Here is a 23,221-nt window from a genome sequence, read left to right as displayed (position 1 = left end):
ACGGTGTGCGTCTGTCACGAACACGGTGTGCGTCTGTCACGAACACGGTGTGCGTCTGTCACGAACACGGTGTGCGTCAGGAGGGGGTGGTGCCCCAGCTGCGCAGGACCCAGTTGGTTCCGGTGAATCCGAATTCGCCGTGTCCACAGTTGCCCAGAACCGCCAGGCGACCCGACCCGTCCATGCCAAGCAGCAGTTCTGCGGCTGCGCGCAGGACTGCTCCATGAGCGACGATGGCAATGGTCTGGGCGTTCGACCCATCGACGATGTCAGTGATCGCCGAGGCGACGCGCCGACCGGACTCCAAGCGGGATTCGCCACCGGGCGGGCTCATGTCCGCTCCGCTGAGCCATTGTTCGAGCTCGTGGGGCCAGGACGCACTGAGCTCGTCCCGGGTGTGTCCTTCCCACTGGCCGAAGGCCGTCTCACGCAGACGGTCATCACGTGTGACATCGACGTTCAGCAGTGAAGCCAGCTCGTCGGCAGTGTCAGCGGCCCGCGACAAATCGGAGGAGACGATGAGGTCCGGCTGCAGTTCGCTGAGGTACCTCGCTGCCTGCGCGGCTTGAGTCCGTCCGAGTTCATTGAGCGGGATGTCGGTCTGACCTTGGAACCGGCGTTCGACGTTGTAGTCGGTCTGGCCATGGCGCCAGAAGATGACGGTCCTGGTCATTGAGCGTCGTCGGCACCAGAGGGTGCCGGCAACTCCAGATCGATGACCGGGCAGTCCTTCCACAGACGTTCGAGGGCGTAGTATTCGCGCTGTTCGTGCGAGAAGACGTGGACGACGATGTCGCCGAAGTCGAGAAGAACCCAATCGCCGCTCCCCCGTCCTTCACGGCGCAGCGGAGTGTGTCCGTACGTCGTCTGCAGCGCTTGTTCGACAGCGTCGACGATCGATGCGATCTGCCGATCGTTCTCTGCCGAGATGATGAGGAAGGCATCAGTGATGTAGAGAGTGGCACTCACATCGAGGGCCACCTGATCGGTGCCGAACTTCTCGTCCGCCGCAAGTGCGGCAGTCCTCAGCATTTGGGTTGATTCAACGATCTTGCTCACAAGAGCCTTTCAGATGATTACAGCAACATGACCAGTGCAATGACGATGAGCGCGACTGCGAAGAGCGCAGCAACACCCAGCACTACATAGGGTACTTTGGATGGTTCTTCGCCAACAAGGATCCGGCCATCGTGACCGGTGACCTCGCTGGCGCGAATCCGAGTCCCTGGAGGGTTCTCGGTCTCTTCGTCCTCATAGTCAGAGTTGGGAAGCGCCCACGCCTCGGGCACAGCCTCCATCGGGCGAGTCTCCGGGTTGGCTGCAAGAGCGCGGGCAGCATCGTCTGACGAGGTTCCAGCCCCTTCAGCGGAGTCTGTCGTATCTGCGGAGTCGAGATCGAGTGCAGAGTCGCCTGGACCCGTCGCAGCCTCGTCGGTGCCGGCCTCCCCAATGGTCTCCGGGCCTTCGCCCTCGGGGGTCTTGGCCGACTCAGCCGTGACGACTCGCACTCCTGAGCTGCTCGGCGGCTGCACTATCGGCATGCGCCGCGAGCGGCTCGCAAAGCCACGCTCGTCGGTCGGATCGTCGTTCCCCGCATCATCAGCGACAACCGATGGATCCGTTTCCGCTGACTCAACTGCCGGCTGCTCCGGTGTCGTGGGTTCAGTTCTTGGCTGTGCAGGGCTCGCTGGTTCCGCAGCCGACGGCTGGGGAGCAGATGACACAACGTCATCCTGCATCGGAGATTCTGCAACTACAGGGGCGGAGTCTGTCGACGCCACCTCGGGGTCCAGATCCTCGATCGGCTGAGACAGAGCATCGTGGGGGGCATCGTCGAGGGCGGTCGGTCGCGGTGCTGAATCAGGGGTGACGGGAGATTCGAAGTCCCGTGCGGCGACTTCGTCGGCCGATCCGCCGAATCCTGCGGTGTCGAAGGATTCGTGCTCGCCAGCAATGGCTTCGTCTGATTCCTCGGGTGAAGTCTCTTCAGGACCCGCGATGACAGGGAGCGCCCCAGTGGAGACATCGCCTTCCAGGGACAACCCGTGTTCGCGCAGGTAGTTCTTACGTGCGGTGCGCGAATCGAAATGGGGCAGGGGGGCAGCCAGTGGATCGAGGCTCTCTTCACCATTGCCCGGCGGCCGAGATTCCTGCCCATGGTCAGCAGCCGATGCACCGTGCTCATGGGAGATAGGAGGTGGTGGTTCCGCGTCGACGTGGGAGGTGGTGTCAACAGGCTCGGGATCATCGGTGCTTGGTTCGGGTTCGTCGATACCAGGTTCGGGTTCGTCGATACCAGGCTCGGGTTCGGAAACAACTGTGCGCGATTCGGATGCCTGCACGGGGGCCGACGACGAGTTCAGCAGTTCGGCAGGTCCGTCCGGTGACGGCTCGCTTGGCTGCTCAGGGTTCTCTCGTGCTTCGAACGCCTGTTCTGCAGCCAACCGCTCGGCTTCTCGCCTGGCGCGGCGTGATGTGAACTGCTCCTCAGCCATTTTCACTCCTGTACAACTCGTATTTCGCGATGTACTGAACGACCCCATCCGGTACGAGATACCAGACGGGCGCCCCATCCATCACCCGTAGTCTGCAATCCGTGGACGAGATTGACAGTGCAGGAATCTGCACCAAGCTCAACCGGTCGACCGGAAGACCCTCACTGCGAAGTTCGTGTCCCGGGCGGCTCACTCCGACGAAGTGAGCCAAAGAAAACAGCTCATCCACATTCTTCCACGTCAGAATCTGAGCCAAAGCGTCCGCGCCGGTGATGAAGAACATCTCTGTGTCGGATCCGTAGCTCCTGGCCAAGTCCCGAAGCGTGTCGATGGTGTAGGTGGGACCAGGACGATCGACGTCGGCACGCGAGACGGTGAAGCGCGGGTTCGACGCGGTAGCGACGACGGTCATCAGATAGCGATGTTCGGCACTGGTGACCTCACCGGCATCCTTCTGATACGGACGACCAGTGGGCACGAAGACGACCTCATCGAGATCGAACGTCGACTGCACCTCACTGGCTGCAACCAGGTGCCCGTGGTGAATGGGGTCGAAGGTGCCGCCCATGACACCGACCCGTCGTGTTTGCTGTGCCATATCAGTGGCGGTTCGAGATTCCCTTCCACGACCGGCTCACTGCTGCCATCGAGAGGAAGATCGCGAGGGTGATGAGTCCGAAGAAGATCGGGTCCATCGGCAATTCGGTGTGGTGGGCTGCCTTCTCCGCGCCTTCGGCAACGGTGGTCAACAGGGCTGCGTTCACGTGCTCTCTCCTTCTCAGTGATGATGACGCGGTCTGTCTGCGTCGCAGTGCGTATGCCTTCAGTTTCTCATGAACGATGAGACAAGTGGGCATCGACATGGGTATGAGTTCGGACCGAGTTCACCGTCGGCGCCCTCGGGCCAGGGCTGCATCAGCTCCGGATTTGACCATTACCCATCATGACCCACTTCGTTGTCGTCAGCTGTTCAACACCCATAGGCCCACGGGCGTGAAGCTTTTGGGTCGAGATTCCCACCTCTGCGCCGAAGCCGAGCTCTCCCCCATCGGTGAATCGCGTGGACACGTTGACCCCGACCGCTGCGGCATCGATGGCTGTGACGAATGTCTCTGCATTGTCGATGTCCTTGGTCACAATCACTTCGGTGTGACCTGAGGAATAGGCGCGAATATGCTCGATGGCTTCGTCGATACCCGAAACGACCTTCACCGCCAGTTCGAGGTCAAGATATTCTTTCGCCCAGTCACGTCGAGAGACACGCTTGACCTTCATGGACTCCGGTGCCAGGGCCGCAACGCTGGAGTCGGCGTGGAGAACGACCCCGGCTGCGTCGAGCCGCTCGAGGATTTTGGGGAGGACGCGCTTGGCTGCCTTCTCATGAACCAGCAGGGTTTCGAGTGAGTTGCAGACGCTGGGCCGATGCGTCTTCGAGTTGACCACCAGGTCGACCGAATTTTTGACGGTGGCCGATGAATCGATGAACATGTGGACGTTCCCGATTCCAGTCTCGATGACTGGAACCAGCGACTCCTGCACGACTGTGTTGATGAGTTCGGCGCCACCGCGTGGAATGAGGAGGTCGACGTAGTCGCGTGCGTTCATGAGCACGCTGGCGCCGTCGCGTCCGTATTGGTCGATTCCGTTGATCGAATCTACGGGCAACCCGGCTGATTCCACGGCCTTGCGCAGCACGGAGACGATCTCAGCATTAGAGTTCTGAGCGGCTGAACCTCCGCGCAGGACGGTGGCATTGCCGGCTTTGAGTGCGAGGATCGCGATGTCGACGGTGACGTTGGGGCGAGCTTCGTAGATCGCGCCGATCACCCCCATCGGCACACGGCTCTGGGTCAAACGGATGCCATTGGGCAGAACTCGTCCCACGACGACATTGCCCACCGGGTCGTCAAGATCGATGATCGTTCCCACCGATGCGGCCATGGCTTCGACGCGATCATGATCGAGTCGCAACCGATCAAGGAGCCCTGCGTTCATTCCGTTGTCGATGCCGGCGGCGATGTCGATTTCATTGGCTTTGACGATTCGCGCCGAATTCTCACGCAGGGCTTCGGCGATCGCGCGCAGCCCGGCGTCCTTCTCTGCAGTCGAGGTGGTCGCCAGGCGAGCGGCGGCGCTCTTTGCGTTCCTGACCACTCTGGTGACGCCCCGAACGGTCTTCGGATGTATCTCGGATACAGCGGTCATGGACTATCTCCCCCCGCTCACATGAGTGAGTACGAGATCATTGCGATGGATGACCTCTTTACGGTAGTCACTTCCGAGTCGGGTGCCAAGTTCGTCCGTCGAGAAGCCGAACATCGCGGGCAGTTCGTGTGATGAGAAGTTGGTCATGCCGCGGGCGACGACCTCACCATCTAAGTTTCTGATCTCGATGGGATCGCCCGCTTCGAAATCGCCGGACACGCCAGTGACGCCGGCGGCCAGCAGAGAGGTCCCACGTGAGAGCACAGCGGATTCTGCGCCATTGTCAATGGTCACCGAGCCGAACGTGCGAGCCAAATGGCGCAGCCAGAGCAGACGCGTTCCGCGACGTTTGTGCGTCACGGAGAACCAGGTGCCCACCCGTTCTCCGCCGAGCACTGCTGAGACCCTCTCAGCCGAGGTCAGCACCGCGGGTATCCCCGAGTCAGCAACCATGAGCGCAGCTTCGACCTTTGTTGCCATGCCTCCTGTGCCGGTACCGGCGGCCCCGGTCCCCCCGATGGCGATGTCGCCGAGGTCTGCGATGGAAGATACCTGTTCGATGCACACCGACTCGGGCAGATGCGGCGGACCGGAATAAAGGGCGTCGACATCAGAGAGCAGCACGAGAGCGTCTGCGTGTGCAAGGTGTGCGACGAGTGCGGCCAGGCGATCATTATCACCGAAACGGATCTCTTCGGTCGCCACAGCATCGTTCTCATTGACGATCGGTAGGGTGCCGAGGGCAAGAAGCTTGTCGATGGCGCGTTGGGCGTTCTTGTACCGAGTGCGTCGGATCAGATCATCGGCTGACAGCAGCACCTGTCCGGGCACCAGATCGTAACGACCCAGCGCCCGGGTGTAGGCGGCCATGAGCAGACCCTGCCCGACTCCGGCAGCGGCCTGCTGAGTGGCAAGGTCACGGGGCCGTTTGTTCAACCCCATTGGTTCAAGCCCGGCGGCGATCGCACCGGAGGACACGAGGATGACCTCGTGACCGGCGGCACGATGGGCACCGATGACATCGGTGAGCGCGATCAGCTTCGCCTCATCCAACCCTCCGTCAAGGGTGGTCAGAGATGAGGAGCCGACCTTGATCACGATGCGTCGGGCTGCTGCGATATCGGTGCGCGCCGAGACGCTGCCAGAGTCGGTGAGCTGGCTCTCGCTCATTCCTGGCCGGACTCGGGATCGGAAGGTACGCGAGCGGACTCTTCTCGACTGCGACCGGCACGGTCTGCAAGCCGCTCCTCTTCGAACTCGGCACGGACAGCGGCCTTCGCATCCATCCGATCGTGGAATGCGGCTTTGCGTTCCTTACGAGTGGAACGAGCATCCTCATCCAAGCGCAGGTCCGTCCCGCGGCTGCCCAGCAGCTCGGCGCCTCCGACACTTGTCGGATCCCAATCGAAGACGACGCCGTCATCTCCGCCGATCACGATCGTATCGCCGGGTTTGGCACCGGCCTTGAACAGAGACTCCTCGACTCCGAGGCGATCGAGGCGATCTGCGAGGTAACCGACAGCCTCATCGTTGGCGAAGTCCGTCTGCCGAACCCAACGCTCCGGTTTGACACCGCGGATGCGGAAGACAGGACCGTCGTCGTCGCTTTCGGCCTGAACCTGGAAACCACGGTCGTCAACGGCCCTGGGGCGGATGACGACACGTCGTGGCGTTGCCTCGAGTGCTTCCCGACGCTCACGTTCGGCTGTGACGAGTTCCGCCATCGCGAAGGACAGCTCCCGCAGGCCCGCGTGGCTGACTGCTGAGATCTCGAACACCCGATAGCCGGCGGCTTCCAGATCGGGACGGACGATATCGGCCAAGTCATGGCCGTCGGGGATGTCGACCTTGTTCAGTGCTACAAGCTTCGGACGATCCGACAGAGGCTGCAGTCCGCTTCCGTCGTCGAGATCGACCGCATATGCGGCGAGCTCCGATTCGATAATGGTCAGGTCCGAGACGGGATCACGGCCTGGCTCCCAGGTCGCCATGTCTACGACGTGGACCAGCGCGGCACAGCGTTCGACGTGACGGAGGAACTCAAGACCAAGGCCCTTGCCTTCTGAGGCTCCTGGGATGAGGCCCGGGACATCGGCGATGGTGTATCGCACATCGCCGGCCTGAACCACGCCGAGGTTGGGCACCAGCGTGGTGAACGGATAGTCCGCGATCTTCGGCTTGGCTTCTGACATGGCCGCGATGAGGCTGGATTTGCCAGCTGAAGGATATCCGACGAGCGCGATGTCCGCGATCGTCTTGAGCTCCAGCACCAAGCTCAGGGTCTCGCCCGGTTCACCCAGCAGGGCAAAGCCCGGGGCCTTGCGTTTGGACGAGGCCAAAGCGGCGTTGCCGAGGCCGCCACGGCCACCTGCGGCAGCGACGTACTCGGTGCCGGCGTCGACAAGGTCGGCGATGATCTCGCCGTTCCGATTCTTCACGACCGTGCCTTCAGGGACGGCGATGATGAGATCTCCGCCGTCTGCACCATGGCGCAGATCGCCTTTCCCGATGCCGCCGTCATTCGCAGTCAGATGCGGACGGTGATGCAGTGGGAGCAGGGTTGTGGTCTGAGCGTCGACGACGAATTTGACGTCACCGCCCTGACCTCCGTTGGCGCCGTCAGGGCCGCCAAGAGGTTTGAACTTCTCGCGCCTGATCGAGGCGCAGCCGTTGCCACCGTCCCCGGCGGAAAGATGGACTGTGACACGGTCTATGAACTCGGTGGCCATAATGTCCTTATATCAGATGAAGGGTGAGTCTCGAGACTCACCCTTCATGAACCCCTATCAGGGGAAAAACAGAACTAGTCGATCAAGCGCCGACGATATTGACGATCTTACGACCGTTGCGTTTGCCGAATTCCACGGCTCCTGCGGACAGTGCGAAGAGTGTGTCGTCTCCGCCGCGTCCGACGTTGGCGCCTGGGTGGAACTTTGTTCCGCGCTGGCGAACGATGATCTCTCCGGCTTTGACAACCTGCCCACCGAAGCGCTTCACACCGAGGTACTGCGGGTTCGAGTCGCGACCGTTACGGGACGAGCTGACTCCCTTTTTGCTTGACATGTGAAGTCTCCTCTTACTTGATGTTCGTGATCTTCAGACGGGTGAGGTCCTGGCGGTGGCCCTGACGCTTCTTGTAACCGGTCTTGTTCTTGTATTTCTGAATGATGATCTTGGGACCGCGAAGTTCATTGACGACCTCAGCGCTGACCGCAACCTTCGACAGGGCGTCAACGTCCGTCGTGACAGTCTCACCGTCGACGAGGAGGACGGCATCGAGTTCGACACTTTCCCCGGCCTTCGCCTTCATTCGGTTAACTGTGATGATGTCGCCGACGCTGACCTTTTCCTGATGGCCACCGGCACGGACAATGGCATAGACCATGGTCGAACCCTTTCTGTTCATACACAAACGAACGGCGGTTGATCCCTTGGCTCCCGAGGAAGGATTTCCCCGAGTGTCCCATTGAGAGGAATCACCAGCCGTGGTGCTCGCAGCACCGACGATCCAGTCTAATGGATTCGACGGCTGTTGGCCAAACCATTCGAGTTCGAGAACTCACGCTTCTCGGGTCTCCGCGATCCGTTCGTGGTGACGGATCACCTCGGCGACGATGAAGGTCAGGAACTTCTCCGCGAACTCCGGGTCCAGGTGCGCATCTTCTGCCAGCCGTCGAAGGTGGGCGACCTGCCTGCCTTCCCTCGCAGGATCTGCGGGAGGCAGGCCATGGTCGGCCTTCAGCTCACCGACTGTCTCTGTGAGCTTGAACCTCTCGGCGAGCAGATGGATGAGCGCTGCGTCAATGTTGTCAATGCTTCCGCGCAGTTCCAACAGTCGCTCCTGGGCACGTGTCTTATCGTTGATCTGATCCACATGCATCAGTCTAACCAGCCTCAGGGGGCTCCTCAGACGGCACGCAGAAACCGACCCCGCGCCATGCACGGGATCGGTCTCAGGGAAGCTGCACTCGGTCAGACCAGCTCCTCCACAGGAACAGCGTCCTTAGTGTCGGGATCCGTGAGTGTACCTGCCTTCCGATCAGCCAAGTACTTCTTCATCTCCTTCTTCACCACCGGCATGAGCATGTAGAGGCCGAGGATGTTGATGAACGCACAGAGGAACAGAGCAGCATCAGCGAACTCAACGATCTTACTGAAGCTGGCGACGCAGCCGATGACCACGAACAGGCAGACGAGAACACGGAAGACTGTGATGGCACCCTTCGATTTGCCGAAGAGATAGGCCCAAGCACGTTCTCCATAGTAGGCCCAAGTGATGAGCGTGGAGAAGGCGAAGAGGGCCACCGCGATAGCCAGGAGCACCGGATACCAGCTGGCCACGGTGGAGAAGGCGTCAGAGGCCAAGGCCACTCCACCGATCTCTCCCGCACCGAGGTCCTCGGTGTACGAGGGCTGGTTGGCGACGATGATGGTCAGCGCGGTCATGGTGCAGACGATGACGGTGTCGACGAAGGGTTCGAGCAGAGCGACGAAGCCCTCCGAGATCGGCCGACGAGTCTTGACTGCAGAGTGTGCAATGGGCGCCGAGCCGATTCCGGCCTCGTTCGAGAAGGCCGAACGCTGGAAGCCGATGATCATGACACCGACGATGCCGCCGGCGATTCCCTGCGGGTTGAACGCACCCGTGATGATCTCACCGAAGGCGGTTGGGATCTGGGGGAAGTTGATACCCAGCACCAGCAGGCAGGAGATCACATAGAAGATGCCCATGGCGGGGACCAGCTTGTCGGTCACGTGAGCGATCGAACGGATTCCGCCGAGGATGACGAGGCCGACCAGAACGGCGAAGATGATTCCGAACATCAACGATGCCCAGGCTCCACCAAGGAAGCCCTCGGCGCCGCCGGTGGCGGTGCGGACCTGGGCGAAGGTCTGGTTGGCCTGGAACATTCCGCCGCCGACGACGCCGAAGACGAGGATGGAGACCGCGAAGATTCCTGTCAGCAGAGTGGCCACCGGCCTGGTGAACTTGCGGAACGCGATAGGCAGATATTTGAAGGGACCGCCGTAGACGACGCCGTCTTCGTCGATCTCCCGATACTTGACACCGAGGGTGCACTCGACGAACTTCGTGCACATGCCCAGCAGACCGGCGATGATCATCCAGAAGGTGGCGCCGGGGCCACCGAGTGCGATGGCCACACCAACGCCGGCGATGTTGCCGAGCCCGACCGTGCCGGACAGTGCCGAGGCCAGTGCCTGGAAGTGAGTGATCTCACCGGGATCATCCTTGGATGAGTATTTTCCGCGGATCACTTCGAGAGAGACCTTGAATCCGCGGAATTGGATGAAGCCGAAGTAGACGCTGAAGATCAGCGCCGCAGCGACCAGCCAGAGAACCACGAAAGGGAAGGAGATAGGCCCAAGAGTGATGGGAAAGAAGATGATCCCGCCGAAGAAGGTGGCGATGGGGTCGAACCATGCGTTGATGGCGTCGTCGAAGGGAGATTTAGGGGCAATTGCTGCCAATAACAATGTGTCCATAGTGCAATAACTTGCCGTACCCCCACCCATGTGGCAAGCACTATGAAGCACTACCCGAATACAGTTATCCAACTGTTATCTACGTCACATCATCCACTTGCTTTTGAGATCTGAGTCTCATTTCGCGTCCTGAACCGCAGGAACGGCCGCAACACCCCCGTCTTGGTGGACAGACAAGCTCGGCCTGTGGCGTGTCCGGATACTTCACCAAGGTCAACGACCTCGATGGCAATCCAATCGTCCCGGTGGCGTCCGCGGCCGTCTGGCTGGTCCAAAACACCGCTCGGGCACTGTTCGACGTCGATGTCTTCGACGAGTTCGTCGCCTTCCAGTCCGAGACCGCTGTGCGCCAGATCGTGAACTCCTATGCCTACGGCCACTCAGATCCGAATCGTATGCCCTTGCCCGGCAATACCGATGAGATCACGTCGAAACTCTCCGCTGAGGTCACGGCGGTCGTTGCAGCGTGGCCGTTCGTCGTTGCAGGCGTTCTCGACGTGGTCGAAAGCGCCATCGAGCAGGTCGAGGGACGCGGGATCGTCAACCTCGGGCATTTCCAGCGCAGCGATCCCGTAGCGAACCGGATGATCGTCCTCTGAGATGGTCAGGCAGCGCAACCGACCATCAGCACGACGAGTGATCAAGAATGAAAGTGCTGAGGCGCCCCACCACCGATCCTCATGATCGGTAGTGGGGCGCCTCTCTGCTTCATACTCTCGTCACTCAGACGACAGTGGCCATGGTGCTCAGTCTTCGCCGATGATCACGAACGAGGTCGGCAACGACTGCTGCGCCGACTCGCTCGTGGGCCGGGCCTTGGCAGCAGGCTTCTGTCGCGGGGCTGATTTGACCGGTTCGGCTGCAGCCACCTTGGTCGCCGTCTCGGCTCCGATCATCAGTGGGAGCTCGGCAGCAGGTACCTCAGGCTTTTTCGCCCGGGCAGGCTTTTTCGCCTGCGCAGGCTTGTCCTGTGACGACTCGTCCTGCTTCGACTTGTCTTGCTTCGACTTGTCCTGCTTTGACTCGTCCTGCGTTGACTCCGACGTTTCCACGGCCTTTGCGTTGGACCGTTTCCTGCTGTTGCGGTTGCGGGATCGGCTGGACTTGCCGCTGCCGTTCGACTCGGCAGACTCGTTGCTCTGCGATTCCTTGGAGGTGTCGGTGTTCGTCGACGACTCGGCGTCCTTCGACTCCGTCTCGTCCTTCTTCAGCGTGGCCTTGGCAATGGCGTTAACGGCCGAACGCGAAACGTCGTTGGTCGCGGCGTCGGAGTGGCCATCGGAGTCATTGGACTTCGACGACGATTTGTTGTCACCGCGACGCTTGCGATCACGTTTGCTGTTCGAGTTGTCGCTCTGTGCGGACCGATTGCCGTGATGGGCCTTCGAGCCGTCCTCGTCTGAGCCAGGCAGCAGCAGACCCCGACCGGAAAGATCGGCCCCGGCGCTGACCAGGGACTCCGCGAGTCCGGTGCCGATGCGCTTACGCGTCATCTGCACGAGCCCCAGAGAAGTCACCTCAGCGACCTGATGCTTGGTCCTGTCACGGCCCAGGCACTCGACGAGACGGCGCACGACAAGGTCCCGATTCGATTCGAGGACCATGTCGATGAAGTCGACGACGATGATGCCGCCGATGTCCCGCAGGCGCACCTGGCGGATGACTTCTTCGGCCGCTTCCAGGTTGTTGCGGGTCACGGTCTCTTCCAGGTTCCCACCCGAACCGGTGAACTTGCCGGTGTTGACGTCGATGACCGTCATGGCCTCGGTCCGGTCGATGACCAGCGAACCGCCCGATGGCAGGTTCACGGTGCGCTGCAGCGCCTTCTGCACCTGCTCTTCGACCCGGTAGTGGTCGAAGATGTCTTCGTCCTCGCTGTAGCGGTGGACGCGACCGAGCAGGTCCGGCGCCACGGCCTCGACATATTCGTGAATCGTGTTCCAGGCGCCGTCGCCGTCGATGACGAGAGAGGAGAAGTCCTCATTGAAGACATCGCGGATGATCCGCACGATCATATCCGGCTCGCTGTAGAGGAGCTGAGGGGCGAGCACCTTCGTCGACTTCGACTTCTTCTCGATGGTCTCCCACCGTTTCGCCAGCCGTTCGACGTCTCTGCCGAGCTCTTTGTCAGTAGCGCCTTCGGCTGCGGTGCGCACGATGACTCCGTTCGAGTCGCCTACGAGCTCCTTGAGCAGCTTCTTCAGGCGATTGCGCTCGACGTCGGGCAGCTTCCGCGAGATGCCCGTCATCGAGTTGCCGGGCACGTAGACGAGGAAACGCCCGGGCAGGGAGATCTGACTCGTCAGACGGGCACCCTTGTGACCGACCGGGTCCTTGGTGACCTGGACGAGAACCGCGTCGCCGGGGCTGAGTGCAACCTCGATGCGGCGTGCTTTCCCATCCATGCCGAGCGCGTCCCAGTTGACCTCGCCGGCGTAGAGCACGGCATTGCGGCCCTTGCCGATGTCGATGAATGCGGCCTCCATGCTTGGCAGCACGTTCTGGACCTTGCCCAGGTAGACATTGCCGATGAGGGAGGACTGCTGGCGGTTCTCCTTGAGGTAGTGCTCGACTGTGACCCCGTCTTCCACGACGACCAGCTGTGTCTGCTCACCGCTTTCACGCACCAGCATCGTCCGGTCGACCGATTCTCGGCGGGCGAGGAATTCAGCCTCGGTGATGACGGGGCGACGGCGGCCGGCCTCACGGCCCTCCTTACGGCGCTGGCGCTTGGCTTCGAGGCGAGTCGAGCCCTTCAGCGACGTCACCTCATCGTTGTCGGTGCTGCGCGTCCGTGAACGACGGCGACGACGGCGACGCGAACCGTTGTCGTCATCATCATCGCCATCGTCATCATCGGAGTCATTGGACTTCTCCGACTGCTGGCCGGAGGTCTTGTCAGCAGAGGATTTGGCCTCTGCGGACTTGTTCGAGTCTGCCTGCTGAGTCTTCTTCTCCGAACGATTGCCGGAGCCGGACTCACGCTTATGCGAGTGGTTGTCGGACGCATCGTCAGCAGAATCGTCCGCTGACGATGCCGAATCCTCGTTGTCGGAATCGCTGCCGTTGTCCTCGCGTCCGCGGGAGCGGCGGCCACGGCCACCGCGGCGACGACGACGGCCACCGGAATCGTTCGAGTCATTGTCGTCGGAGTCCTCGCTCTTCGCGCGGTTCCGGCCGTCGTCTGTTGATTCGGTGTCATCCGAGTCGTGGTCGTCTTCGTCGGTGTCAGCAGAATCGTCGGTGTCGTTCTCGGCTCGCACGGGTTGAGCCAGTTCAGCCTTGGGCACCTGAAAGATCAGTCCACCATCGTGTGGCACGGCGGACGAGTTGCGCGGGGCCGGGGCAGGGGCGGGCTCAACGCTCGGTGCGGCGAACGGATTGCGGGGATCGAATGCAGGGGCCGGGGCTGACGAGTCCTCAACCGCAGAAGTGTCTGCGGATTCGTTGTCGTCGACGTCAGTCTCATCGGTGTGAGAAGGATCGTTCGCCTCGCTCCCCCGGACAGTGCTCGTCGCGCTCTGCGAATCCTCGGCGGACTCACGGACGAACTGCTCGAATACGAGTCCTCTGTTGGCCACGGCATCACGTGCCTTCTTCGGAGCGCTCGGGCTCTGCTCGGGAAGGTCCTCGTCCGAGTCATCATCGCTCGACTCGGTAATGCGCAGAGACTCCGCAGCCTCGGCGATGTTGTCGAGCTTCGCTCTGATGCTCTCGTCGACATCCTCATGAGAGGAGTCGGAAGTGTTCACCGACTGCTGCAGATTGGCGAGGTCCGCGAGGATGCCCTCTGTTGTCTCGTTGCCGTCGTTCGACGCGTCATTCATCATTTCTCCCAGACCGAAGACTCCGTCCACACCCCACGGATCTTCGGATCCTTGCATGGTCCAAGTCGGACCGAAACTTGTGGATGGCACCTCCAGCTCGCGCTCAGCGCGTAGGCCTTCGGTGCTGCCTCTTCTTGGTGTCGACCTGCGAGGTCGTACCCTCGACTCGGTGGAGGCACTTCTCTTGCTCGGTGTGAGAACAAGTATCCGTCTCATCATTATGTCACAGATCATTCGGAGTGCTTCTGCCGATCTCAACCGTCTGCGCTGTCCGTCACTTTAGAATTGTGGCGATTCACAGCTGCCCCCGTTTGCTGCGCAGTGTCCGGGGAGGCATTCTTGGAGTGTGAATACCACAGAGACCCTTCCTGACGACGACATCACCGTGTTGCCGCAGACCCGATCCTGGGTGCTGCGGCCGACGAGTTTCGGCATCTTCCTCATCGTCGCATCCGTCGTCGGTTTCTTGGCGTCCTTCGCTCTCGCCGTCGAGAAGTACGAAAAGTTGGAGGACCCGAACGCGGTTCTCTCCTGCGACCTCAACCCGTTCTTCTCCTGCGGATCTGTGATGGAGTATGCGGAGAGTCAACTCTTCGGATTTCCCAATCAACTCCTGGGAATCGGCGCTTTCATTTTCCCGCTGCTTCTCGGCGTGTTGCTCCTCGCCGGGGCGAAGATCCCGCGGTGGGTCATGGTCGGGCTCAACATCGGCCTCGCCCTCGGCACCGTTCTTGTCATGTTCCTGTTCTACGTCTCGATCTACGAGATTGGCGTCGGCTGCCCCTGGTGCATGGTGGTGTGGACGGTGACGATCCCGATGTTCGTCGCTGTCACGGCCCATAATGCACTTGCCGGCAATTTCGGCGTCACGATCGCGAAGAATCCGATCGCCAGGGTCCTGTCCAAGGAGAACGTGGCGATCTTCGTTCTATGGATGCTCGTCATCGCAGCCTGCATCGTCGTCCAGTTCTGGAACTTCTTCTCGACCCTGATCTGAGTGGCAGCGGCTCGGCCGCCGCCTTCCTGGACCGGTGACCCGTTGAGTGCGGGGAAGGGCCGATTGTGCGGGTCTGTGTGTCCGCAGCCTTGAAAGACTGACGACTGAGATGAGAAGACGCGGGCGCCCTGCAGCAGACTCTTCTGAGGAAGAAATGCTGCAGGGCACCCGCGTCTGTGCACCGAGACTTTTCAGGCGGGGAACCAGATTCCGATCTCACGTTCAGCCGATTCGACGGAATCGGATCCGTGCACGAGGTTCTTCTGAACCTTCTCGCCCCAATCGCGGCCAAGATCGCCGCGAATTGTGCCCGGTGCCGCCGCCGTGGGGTCGGTCGCACCTGCCAACGAACGGAATCCGGGGATCACGCCCTGACCGGAGGCGATGATTGAAACGATCGGTCCCTCGGACATGAAGTCGACGAGCGGCTGATAGAAGGGTTTGCCTTCATGCTCCGCGTAGTGCGCGGAGAGTTCCTCCGCCGTCGCGGTTCGCAGCGACAGTGCGTCGATGGCATATCCCTTGGCTTCGATCCGAGCGAGGATCTGTCCCACGAGTCCTCGTTCGACACCGTCGGGCTTGATGAGGATGAGAGTGCGTTCCATTCCAGTCCTTTTCGTTTATGCGATGATCGGCGGTCATAGTTTAGCCGCCGTTGAGTTCATTGATGTCAATCGCCGAGGCGGTTCAGGCCCGCTGCGCCACTTCCCTGTCGATCCTTGCCGACCAGTACACCGACACCGCCCACATGATGATGAAGATCGCTGCGACGAAGAACATCGAGGTGATGAGGAAGCCCGAGGCAAGCAGGAGGATCTGCACGACCCAGCCCAGTGCCACCCCTGGTCGCTTCTGGCCGATCCGCCGTGGCAGCAGCAGGACCGACGCGATTGCCAGAACTGCAATCACGGATGCGCCGAGGAGCAGCTGTCCCAGGGTCAGGGATCCAGCCGTCTTGACGGCCAAACCGTAGGCGGTGAGCACTGCGAAGTAGACGATGAAGAGTTCACAGATGAGGATCGAGCCGCACAGGACGGGAAACTTCGATTTCATCAGCTCATTCCTCCTTACCGAGCAGCAGACGGGCTTCTGCCACGGTGTGGAGAGACCCGGTGACTACGATCCCTGGGCTCGTCGCCCCGGAATTGTTCGCCAGGTCGATGGCCTTCATCAGAGCCGCGTTGAGATCCGGTGTCTCGATCACAGAGTCCTCATCCACCCATTCGCGGACAGCCTCGGCCAGTTCGTGGGCATCCAATGCACGGGAGTTCAGTGCCTCACTGACGACGAACACATCGGCGCTGCGGTGAAGCTCCTCGAGCACGCCGAGGACATCCTTATCGGCGAACATCGCCAGAACCATCACGGTGTAGTCGAAGTCGAATGCCTCGGTGATGGTCTCTGCCAGCACGTGGGCGGCGTCGGGGTTATGCGCCCCGTCGACGACCACTGCCGGACCTGTCCGGACAAGCTCGGCGCGGCCAGGAGACGTCACATGGGACAGGCCTTCGGCCACTGTGTCCAGTACCAGCGGCTTGTCCTCATCACTGAGGAACGCCTCCGCCGCGATCAGCGCCAGAGCCGCATTGTGTGCCTGATGGATGCCGTGCAGCGGCAAGAAGATGTCCGTGTAGACATCCCGGATTCCCTGCACGGTGATGAGCTGTCCGTCGACCGCCCGTGTGCGGTCGAGAAGTCGGAAGCTGCGTTCCTCGGTCAATGCGACAACGTGCCGACGCTCCACCTCAGCGTCCAAAGCACTCTGCGCCTCTTCGGTCTGTGCACCGATGACAGCAACCGGGTTCGGCGCCGGAGAAGGATCGATACTGCGGTTGAGGATTCCAGCCTTGGTGGTGGCGATCTCGGTGAGCGTGTCGCCGAGGAACACCTGATGATCGAGGCCGATCTTCGTGAAGACACATACCTCTGCATCGGCAACGTTCGTCGAATCCCATTCACCGCCCATTCCCACTTCGGTCACGACAACATCGACGGGTGCGTCTGCGAACACGGCGAAAGCCAGGATGGTCAGCGCCTCGAAGAATGTCAGCCTCCCTCGCCCCGCAGTGACGAGTTCTGCGTCGACGAGGTCGAGCACCGGTGAGATCTCGTCATGAACTCGGACAAAGGTCTCAGCCGGCACTGGATCACCGTCGACCGAGATCCGCTCAGTCACCGAATGCAGATGCGGACTCGTGAACCGTCCGACCCTCAGGTCGTGAGCGCTCACGATCGAGTCGATCATTCGCGCGGTCGAGGTTTTGCCGTTCGTTCCGGTGACCGTGATCGTTGGTGCCGCCCGATGTATGTCACCGAGAAGCTCACAGGCACGACGGGTGGCATCAAGTCGGACCTCGACCTGGGTCTCCCCCGCTCGCGCCAGCAGTGCTGCGTAGACGCGGACCAGCTGGGACTGCGAATTCTCTTCGCGCTCGTCCGTGCTCATGCTCGGCTCACAGCGAATCGTGTTCCGGCCGGCAGTTCTTCGGGGGTGAAGACCTGCCCGTCAGTGTCAACCTCAGCGAAGTCGATTGAGGTGGCCAGCGTCTCGCCGGCAATGAGCTCCCGATGGGCTCTCAGCGCGGTTGCCAAATCGGTCTCCGCTTCGATGACGACCGTGATCCGATCGGAGATGTGCAAGTCCAGCTGTTTACGGATTCCCTGGATGGCACGGACCGTGTCACGAGCGACGCCTTCGGCCTCGAGCTCCGGGGTGACACGCGTGTCGAGCGCCAGGAAACCGGAATCGAGCGCGGCCAGCTCCATCCCCTCTGTGCCGGATTCGGCCACGGACTCCAGGGTGTACTCGCCATCGACCAGGTCGATTCCGCCGCTGGTCACCGAGCCGTCGTCGGCGACTGACCAATCTCCGGTCTTCGAAGCCTTGATCACCTGCTGCACCTGCTTGCCCAACCTGGGTCCTGCGGCGCGGGCATTGATCACAAGGCTCTGAGACAAAGAGAAGCCTGCAGCTTCCGCCTCGGCGACGTCGAGCACTTCGACCTCACGGACGTTGAGCTCATCGGAGATGATGCCGGTGAACTCGCTGCCCAGGTCAGTGTCATCGGCGACGGTGAGCTTGGCCAGGGGAAGGCGCACCCGCAGCTTGTTGGCCTTACGCACGGAGGACGCGGTTGAGCAGATGTCGCGAGTCAGGTCCATTGCAGACACGAGCTCATCATCGGCGGGGAACAGACTTGCATCGGGGTAATCGGCTAGGTGGACCGACCGCTCGCCGGTGAGTCCGCGGTAGATCTCCTCGACGGTGAATGGCAGCAGCGGCGCGGCGACTCGGCAGAACGCTTCGAGACAGGTGTAGAACACATCGAACGACTCGTGGGTCGCCTCGGTCCCGTCCCAGAAGCGGCGACGGGAACGGCGCACGTACCAATTGGTGAGCATGTCGAGGTAGCTGCGCACGAGTTCGCAGGCCGCCCAGATATCGAGGCCCTCCATGGCATCTGCGTACTCTGCGATCAGGTCATGGGTCTTGGCCAGCAGATACCGATCGAGCACCTGGCTAGAATCGTAGCGGGCTTCGGCCTGGTACCCAGCCTTCTCTCCGTCTGCACCGTCTGCGGTGTTGGAATACGTGGCGAAGAACTGCCAGGTGTTCCACAGCGGGAGAACGACCTGTCGCACTCCATCACGGATACCCTGCTCTGTCACGACGAGGTTACCGCCGCGCAGGATGGACGAGGCCATGAGGAACCAGCGCATCGCATCGGAGCCGTCACGGTCGAAGACCTCATTGACGTCAGGATAGTTGCGCAGCGACTTCGACATCTTCTGTCCATCGGAGCCCAACACGATGCCGTGGGAAATGCAGTTGGTGAAGGCAGGACGGTCGAAGATGGCTGTCGAGAGCACGTGCAGGAGATAGAACCAGCCGCGAGTCTGTCCGACATATTCGACGATGAAGTCGGCAGGGAAATGGTTGTCGAACCATTCCGAGTTCTCGAACGGATAGTGGACCTGAGCGTAGCTCATGGATCCCGAGTCGAACCAGACGTCGAAGATCTCCGGGATGCGACGCATCATCGACGTACCCGTCGGATCGTCAGGGTTGGGCCGGACCAGGTCGTCGACCCAGGGGCGGTGGAGGTCGACGTCACCGTGGTCATTGACCGGCAGGTGCCCGAAGTCGGCCTCGATGTCGGCCAGGGATCCATACACATCGGTGCGTGGATATGCGGGGTCATCGGAAGTCCAGACCGGGATCGGCGAACCCCAGAAGCGATTGCGGGAGATCGACCAGTCCCGAGCGTTCTCCAGCCATCTGCCGAACTGTCCGTGCTTGACGTTGTCGGGGACCCAGTTGATCTGCTCGTTGAGTTCGACCATTCGGTCCTTGAACTCCGTCACCCGAACGAACCAGGAGGACACGGCGCGGTAGATCAGCGGATTGCGGCAGCGCCAGCAGTGTGGGTAGGAGTGCTCGTAGGATTCGTGACGGACGAGCAGCGCCGAACGACCCGCCAGCGGACCGGTGGCGTTGCGCAGGTCCTTGATGATGGCTTTGTTGGCGTCGAAGACCTGCTGCCCTGCGTAGTCAGCCACTGTGGAGTCGAAGCAGCCGGCGTCGTCAACGGGACGGGCGGCGGTGATGCCATAGGAGTCGGTGAGGTCCTTGTCCTCTTCACCGAAGGCTGGAGACTGGTGGACGATTCCGGTGCCTTCGTCCGTCGTGACGAAGTCGGCTTCGAGGATGGTGTGCATCCGTTCGCCGAATTCTTCCTGTCGGCCTTCGAAGTACGGGAAAGCAGGCTCGTATTCGCGCCCGAGGAGTTCACTGCCGGAGAAAGTGCGCAGCACTTCGGGGTTCTCCCCCAACTCACGCTGGTAGGCGCCGAGGCGGGCCTCGGCGAGAATCAGGGTCTTGCCCTGCAGTTCAGGAGCTCCATCTTCACCAGCGACGACGGCGACCAGCGGGATCTCAGGGTTGATCGCGACAGCCTGGTTGGACGGAACAGTCCACGGCGTCGTCGTCCAGATGAGGACCCATTCGTCGGCATCTTTGAGCTTGTAGCCGATGGTCACCGCAGGATCCTGGCGCGACTTGTAGACATCGTCGTCCATCCGCAGCTCGTGGTTCGACAGTGGAGTCTGGTCTTTCCAGCAGTAGGGCAGGACACGGTAGCCCTCGTAGACGAGACCCTTGTCCCAGAGCTGTTTGAACGCCCAGATCACGCTTTCCATGTATTCGACGTTGAGCGTCTTGTAGTCATTCTCGAAATCCACCCACCGGCCCTGGCGTGTGACGTACTCTTCCCATTCCTTCGTGTATTTCAGGACGGAGGAGCGGCAGGTGTCATTGAATGCGGCCAGGCCCATGCCGCTGATCTCTGATTTGTCGGTGATGCCCAACTGACGCTCGGCCTCAAGCTCTGCCGGGAGGCCGTGAGTGTCCCAGCCGAAGCGGCGATCGACCTTCTTGCCGCGCATGGTCTGGAAGCGTGGGACCACGTCCTTGACGTATCCGGTCAGCAGGTGCCCGTAGTGGGGCAGCCCGTTGGCAAAGGGTGGGCCGTCATAGAAGACGAACTCGTTGTCACCATTCTGCCCGGCATCACGCTGGTCGATTGAAGCCTGGAACGTGTCGTCCTGTTGCCAGTAGGCGAGCACTGCCTCTTCGATGGCGGGGAAATCTGGCGAGGCACTGAGGCCGAAGGCCGAGGTCGATACCTTGGGATACAACGGTTGCGTCATGAGCGTCCTTTTAAGTCACTGCGGTCACTGTCACGAGGACGACAAGCCTGCCGCGGTACCACCTCGCTTATCCGCTCTCAACGACTGTCGGATGAGACAGACGATCGACGGATCGCTCATAGCCGGAGTGATGACGGGTCCAACCGCCCGGTTCTACTGGGTGCCTTCTGACTTGCCGAAGTCCTCGGCGAGGGACGAACGCACTGTTCTTCCGGATGCTCCCCGGTGATGGCCGGATCTACGCACCCTCAATCGTATACCTTGGCCTGCGGTGTCGACCACTCGACCGTGCGCAAGCGCCTGGCTCCCGAGCTCAGAGGCCCTGGTTGCGTGCCACTTTGTGCTGCGCGGCCTGAGCGATCGGTCTGATCACCATCAGATCGACGTTGACGTGGTGCGGTCGAGTCAGTGAGTAGACCACCGCATCGGCGACGTCCTCCGCGGTGAGCGGATTCTCCACCCCTTCGTAGACTTTGTCGGCTCTGTCCTGACTGCCGCCGACTCGTTTCAGCGTGAATTCCTCGGTAGCGACCATGCCCGGAGCGATTTCGATCACGCGCACGGGTTCACCGGCGAGTTCGAGTCGCAGCGTCGCGGCGATCGAATGCGTGCCGTGCTTGGCAGCGACGTAACCGCCACCGCCTTCGTAGGCCTGGTGTCCGGCGGTCGAGGACATGACGACGATGTCTCCGCGCCCGGATTCGATCAAGGCAGGAAGGAACGCCTTGACGACTCGGAGGACTCCGAGGACATTGACCTCGAACATGTCACGCCAGCCGTCAACTGAGGCCTCGGCGACGGTGTCGGTGCCGTAAGCGGCTCCTGCGTTGGCGACCAGAGAGTGCACGGGCCCCCCGTCAAGCACCTCGGCGGTGAGAGCTGCGACTGCGGCATCATCGGTGAGGTCAGCCACAACATAGCTGGCCCCGGTCTCCTCACACAGTGCCCGCAACCTCTCCTCTCGCCGCGCCACGGCAACGACGTCCCAGCCCTGCTCCCGCAGCTGGCGAACCGTCGCGGCGCCGATTCCCGAACTCGCGCCTGTCACGACTGCTCTCAGTGTTTCCATCGCTGTATTTCTCCGTACTTCTTCGTAGTTGTCCATGGTTCCAAGTGTGCAGCTGTCCCTGGACGTGCCGCGTCTGCTCGAAGACACGATCATCGGGGTCACTGCTCAGTCTACTGAGTTCCAACCGAGTCCGGCAGGTCCAGTCGCACGCTAAGTACTGGTGGTGTCCGGGTCCGGCTTCTGGTCCGACTTCTGTGCCGGATTGCCGTTCGTCTCCCGCGGCGGCCGTAGGTTCGGCTTCGAATGCGGATTGCGGGGTCCGCCTTCACCGAAGACGGCACGCACGCCGGGAATCTTGACCGCCAGCCAGGTGATGACAGCGCAGATGATCGTGTAGACGATCGGCATCGCGATCGCATGGACGAGGACACCGGGGACAGTGGTCGGCAGCCCCATCTCGTTGCGCAGGGGGTAGAGCACGAGTGGGTGGAGCAGAAACACCCCGAAGGAGAAGGGGTAGAACCAGTGCAGAACCCGGAAACCGCTGTTCATGTGGTGGTGAAGCAGAAGGTAGGCGGCCAATGAGGCGATGACGACCCCCGGTGAGAGGTATTCGTAGGGGAAGTCCCACGGCTTCTCGCCCGGGCCGAGTCCGGCCCACACAATGGTCATCGTGATTGAGCCGGCAAGCGCCAGCCACGCCAGGACCACGCCGCGGGAGGAGAGCACTACGTCGCGCAGCACCCAACCGAGGATGTAGAAGCCGGCCATCGGCAGGAAACGCGTGGCGATATTGGCCTCGCCCACATCGAAGACGACGCTCGCCCACTGGTCGAGCATTCCGATGCCTAGGAAGATCAGGCCCGTCCCCCATTGCAGGCGCCGTGAACCGTGAATGCTGAGCAGCCGGAAGAACGGTGTCAGCAGCGTCAGCCCAGCGAGCACGTAGAGGAAGTAGAGCTGCACGAATGGTGAACCGGTCAGGATGGCCAGCCCCGGGTTCCACCCGTCGTCGGTCGGGAGCAGATAGAAACGTCTGAAGGCGACGTAGACGGCCGTCCAGAACACGAGGGGGATTCCGATTCGCCACACGCGCTTGCGAAGGAACTTGCGTGGCTTGTTTCCACGTGCCGGGTCCAGTGCCAGCGCACCAGAGATCATCATGAACACGGGAACTGACCAACGGGCTGCGGAGTCGAAGCCGTTGGCCACCCACCAGTCGGGACCCATGGCCGCATAGTTCTCTTCGACGACGGTTCCCAGCGAATGGATGGCAACGACTGCCACGATCGCGATCGCACGGGCCGGGTTCATCCACGCGGTCGACGTGGGCGGCAGGTTCTCTGTTCCGATTCTGTCCAAGGGCGCCATGGTCCAATATTCTCATTTTCGTTCGCAGAGGCATCTCACGCTCCATTCAGTAAGTGTCGCTCCCTGGAACCGCTGAAGTTCACACACCTTCAATGATCGGTTT

The 23,221-nt window shown here is 61.4% G+C and carries 21 protein-coding genes; 2 read left to right on the top strand and 19 right to left on the bottom strand.

The window, feature by feature from the left end; translation table 11 throughout:
* Positions 1 to 76 precede the first annotated feature (76 nt).
* The 12 genes from AAFP32_RS07545 to AAFP32_RS07490 all read right to left on the bottom strand — a co-directional run bounded on the left by AAFP32_RS07545 (position 77) and on the right by AAFP32_RS07490 (position 10,205).
* On the bottom strand, positions 77 to 673 hold the full coding sequence (locus AAFP32_RS07545) for a histidine phosphatase family protein (protein WP_350271281.1): 597 nt from the start codon (positions 671 to 673) through the stop codon (positions 77 to 79).
* A complete protein-coding gene (rsfS, locus tag AAFP32_RS07540; RefSeq protein ID WP_350271470.1) occupies positions 670 to 1,032 on the bottom strand; it encodes a ribosome silencing factor in 363 nt (120 codons plus the stop codon). Before rsfS ends, AAFP32_RS07545 begins: the two co-directional genes overlap by 4 nt.
* Before the next feature lie 44 nt (positions 1,033 to 1,076).
* Positions 1,077 to 2,495 (bottom strand): hypothetical protein, encoded by a 1,419-nt coding sequence (locus AAFP32_RS07535; protein ID WP_350271280.1) that lies wholly within the window; start codon positions 2,493 to 2,495, stop codon positions 1,077 to 1,079.
* A complete protein-coding gene (gene nadD, locus AAFP32_RS07530) occupies positions 2,488 to 3,093 on the bottom strand; it encodes a nicotinate-nucleotide adenylyltransferase (protein ID WP_350271279.1) in 606 nt (201 codons plus the stop codon). Before nadD ends, AAFP32_RS07535 begins: the two co-directional genes overlap by 8 nt.
* A gap of 1 nt (position 3,094) precedes the next feature.
* The gene (locus AAFP32_RS07525) at positions 3,095 to 3,259 is read right to left on the bottom strand and encodes a hypothetical protein (protein WP_167389343.1); all 165 of its coding nucleotides are present in this window, start codon (positions 3,257 to 3,259) and stop codon (positions 3,095 to 3,097) included.
* A gap of 151 nt (positions 3,260 to 3,410) precedes the next feature.
* On the bottom strand, positions 3,411 to 4,700 hold the full coding sequence (locus AAFP32_RS07520) for a glutamate-5-semialdehyde dehydrogenase (protein WP_350271278.1): 1,290 nt from the start codon (positions 4,698 to 4,700) through the stop codon (positions 3,411 to 3,413).
* A 3-nt stretch (positions 4,701 to 4,703) separates the two neighbouring features.
* Positions 4,704 to 5,870, bottom strand: coding sequence for a glutamate 5-kinase (gene proB / locus AAFP32_RS07515; RefSeq protein ID WP_350271277.1), 1,167 nt, complete (start codon positions 5,868 to 5,870; stop codon positions 4,704 to 4,706).
* The gene (gene obgE / locus AAFP32_RS07510; RefSeq protein ID WP_101643710.1) at positions 5,867 to 7,429 is read right to left on the bottom strand and encodes a GTPase ObgE; all 1,563 of its coding nucleotides are present in this window, start codon (positions 7,427 to 7,429) and stop codon (positions 5,867 to 5,869) included. Before obgE ends, proB begins: the two co-directional genes overlap by 4 nt.
* A gap of 82 nt (positions 7,430 to 7,511) precedes the next feature.
* A complete protein-coding gene (gene rpmA / locus AAFP32_RS07505) occupies positions 7,512 to 7,763 on the bottom strand; it encodes a 50S ribosomal protein L27 (protein ID WP_009884168.1) in 252 nt (83 codons plus the stop codon).
* A 13-nt stretch (positions 7,764 to 7,776) separates the two neighbouring features.
* A complete protein-coding gene (rplU, locus tag AAFP32_RS07500; protein ID WP_029417392.1) occupies positions 7,777 to 8,085 on the bottom strand; it encodes a 50S ribosomal protein L21 in 309 nt (102 codons plus the stop codon).
* Positions 8,086 to 8,259: 174 nt separating this feature from the next.
* Positions 8,260 to 8,580, bottom strand: a complete 321-nt coding sequence (locus AAFP32_RS07495; RefSeq protein WP_350271276.1) for a chorismate mutase — start codon at positions 8,578 to 8,580, stop codon at positions 8,260 to 8,262.
* A 92-nt stretch (positions 8,581 to 8,672) separates the two neighbouring features.
* Positions 8,673 to 10,205, bottom strand: coding sequence for an alanine/glycine:cation symporter family protein (locus AAFP32_RS07490; protein WP_350271275.1), 1,533 nt, complete (start codon positions 10,203 to 10,205; stop codon positions 8,673 to 8,675).
* A gap of 191 nt (positions 10,206 to 10,396) precedes the next feature.
* Here AAFP32_RS07490 and AAFP32_RS07485 point away from each other — a divergent pair, with 191 nt between their 5' ends.
* Positions 10,397 to 10,804, top strand: a complete 408-nt coding sequence (locus AAFP32_RS07485; protein ID WP_350271274.1) for a hypothetical protein — start codon at positions 10,397 to 10,399, stop codon at positions 10,802 to 10,804.
* A 147-nt stretch (positions 10,805 to 10,951) separates the two neighbouring features.
* On the opposite strand, the gene AAFP32_RS07480 is transcribed toward AAFP32_RS07485, so the two are convergent.
* Positions 10,952 to 14,089, bottom strand: coding sequence for an Rne/Rng family ribonuclease (locus tag AAFP32_RS07480; protein ID WP_350271273.1), 3,138 nt, complete (start codon positions 14,087 to 14,089; stop codon positions 10,952 to 10,954).
* Positions 14,090 to 14,378: 289 nt separating this feature from the next.
* Between AAFP32_RS07480 and AAFP32_RS07475 the strand changes: the two genes are divergently transcribed.
* Positions 14,379 to 15,029: a vitamin K epoxide reductase family protein gene (locus AAFP32_RS07475; RefSeq protein ID WP_350271272.1), complete on the top strand. Its 651-nt coding sequence runs from the start codon at positions 14,379 to 14,381 to the stop codon at positions 15,027 to 15,029.
* A 191-nt stretch (positions 15,030 to 15,220) separates the two neighbouring features.
* Here AAFP32_RS07475 and ndk read toward each other — a convergent pair whose 3' ends face one another.
* The 6 genes from ndk to AAFP32_RS07445 all read right to left on the bottom strand — a co-directional run bounded on the left by ndk (position 15,221) and on the right by AAFP32_RS07445 (position 23,118).
* Positions 15,221 to 15,634 carry a nucleoside-diphosphate kinase gene (gene ndk, locus AAFP32_RS07470; protein ID WP_350271271.1) on the bottom strand — a complete coding sequence of 138 codons (414 nt, stop codon included), beginning with the start codon at positions 15,632 to 15,634 and terminating at the stop codon, positions 15,221 to 15,223.
* Between the two features lie 82 nt (positions 15,635 to 15,716).
* Positions 15,717 to 16,082: a DUF4233 domain-containing protein gene (locus AAFP32_RS07465; RefSeq protein ID WP_101618794.1), complete on the bottom strand. Its 366-nt coding sequence runs from the start codon at positions 16,080 to 16,082 to the stop codon at positions 15,717 to 15,719.
* 4 nt (positions 16,083 to 16,086) lie between these two features.
* Positions 16,087 to 17,475, bottom strand: coding sequence for a bifunctional folylpolyglutamate synthase/dihydrofolate synthase (locus AAFP32_RS07460; RefSeq protein WP_350271270.1), 1,389 nt, complete (start codon positions 17,473 to 17,475; stop codon positions 16,087 to 16,089).
* Entirely contained in the window at positions 17,472 to 20,738 is a 3,267-nt protein-coding gene (ileS, locus tag AAFP32_RS07455; RefSeq protein WP_350271269.1) for an isoleucine--tRNA ligase, read from the bottom strand. The genes AAFP32_RS07460 and ileS overlap by 4 nt, the downstream gene beginning before the upstream one ends.
* Before the next feature lie 313 nt (positions 20,739 to 21,051).
* Positions 21,052 to 21,807: an SDR family oxidoreductase gene (locus AAFP32_RS07450; protein ID WP_350271268.1), complete on the bottom strand. Its 756-nt coding sequence runs from the start codon at positions 21,805 to 21,807 to the stop codon at positions 21,052 to 21,054.
* Between the two features lie 150 nt (positions 21,808 to 21,957).
* The gene (locus tag AAFP32_RS07445) at positions 21,958 to 23,118 is read right to left on the bottom strand and encodes an acyltransferase (protein ID WP_350271267.1); all 1,161 of its coding nucleotides are present in this window, start codon (positions 23,116 to 23,118) and stop codon (positions 21,958 to 21,960) included.
* Positions 23,119 to 23,221: the final 103 nt, after the last annotated feature.

The organism is Brevibacterium sp. CBA3109, from assembly GCF_040256645.1.
Classification (GTDB): Bacteria; Actinomycetota; Actinomycetes; order Actinomycetales; family Brevibacteriaceae; genus Brevibacterium; species Brevibacterium koreense.
This window is presented reverse-complemented; position numbering and strand designations above follow the sequence as displayed.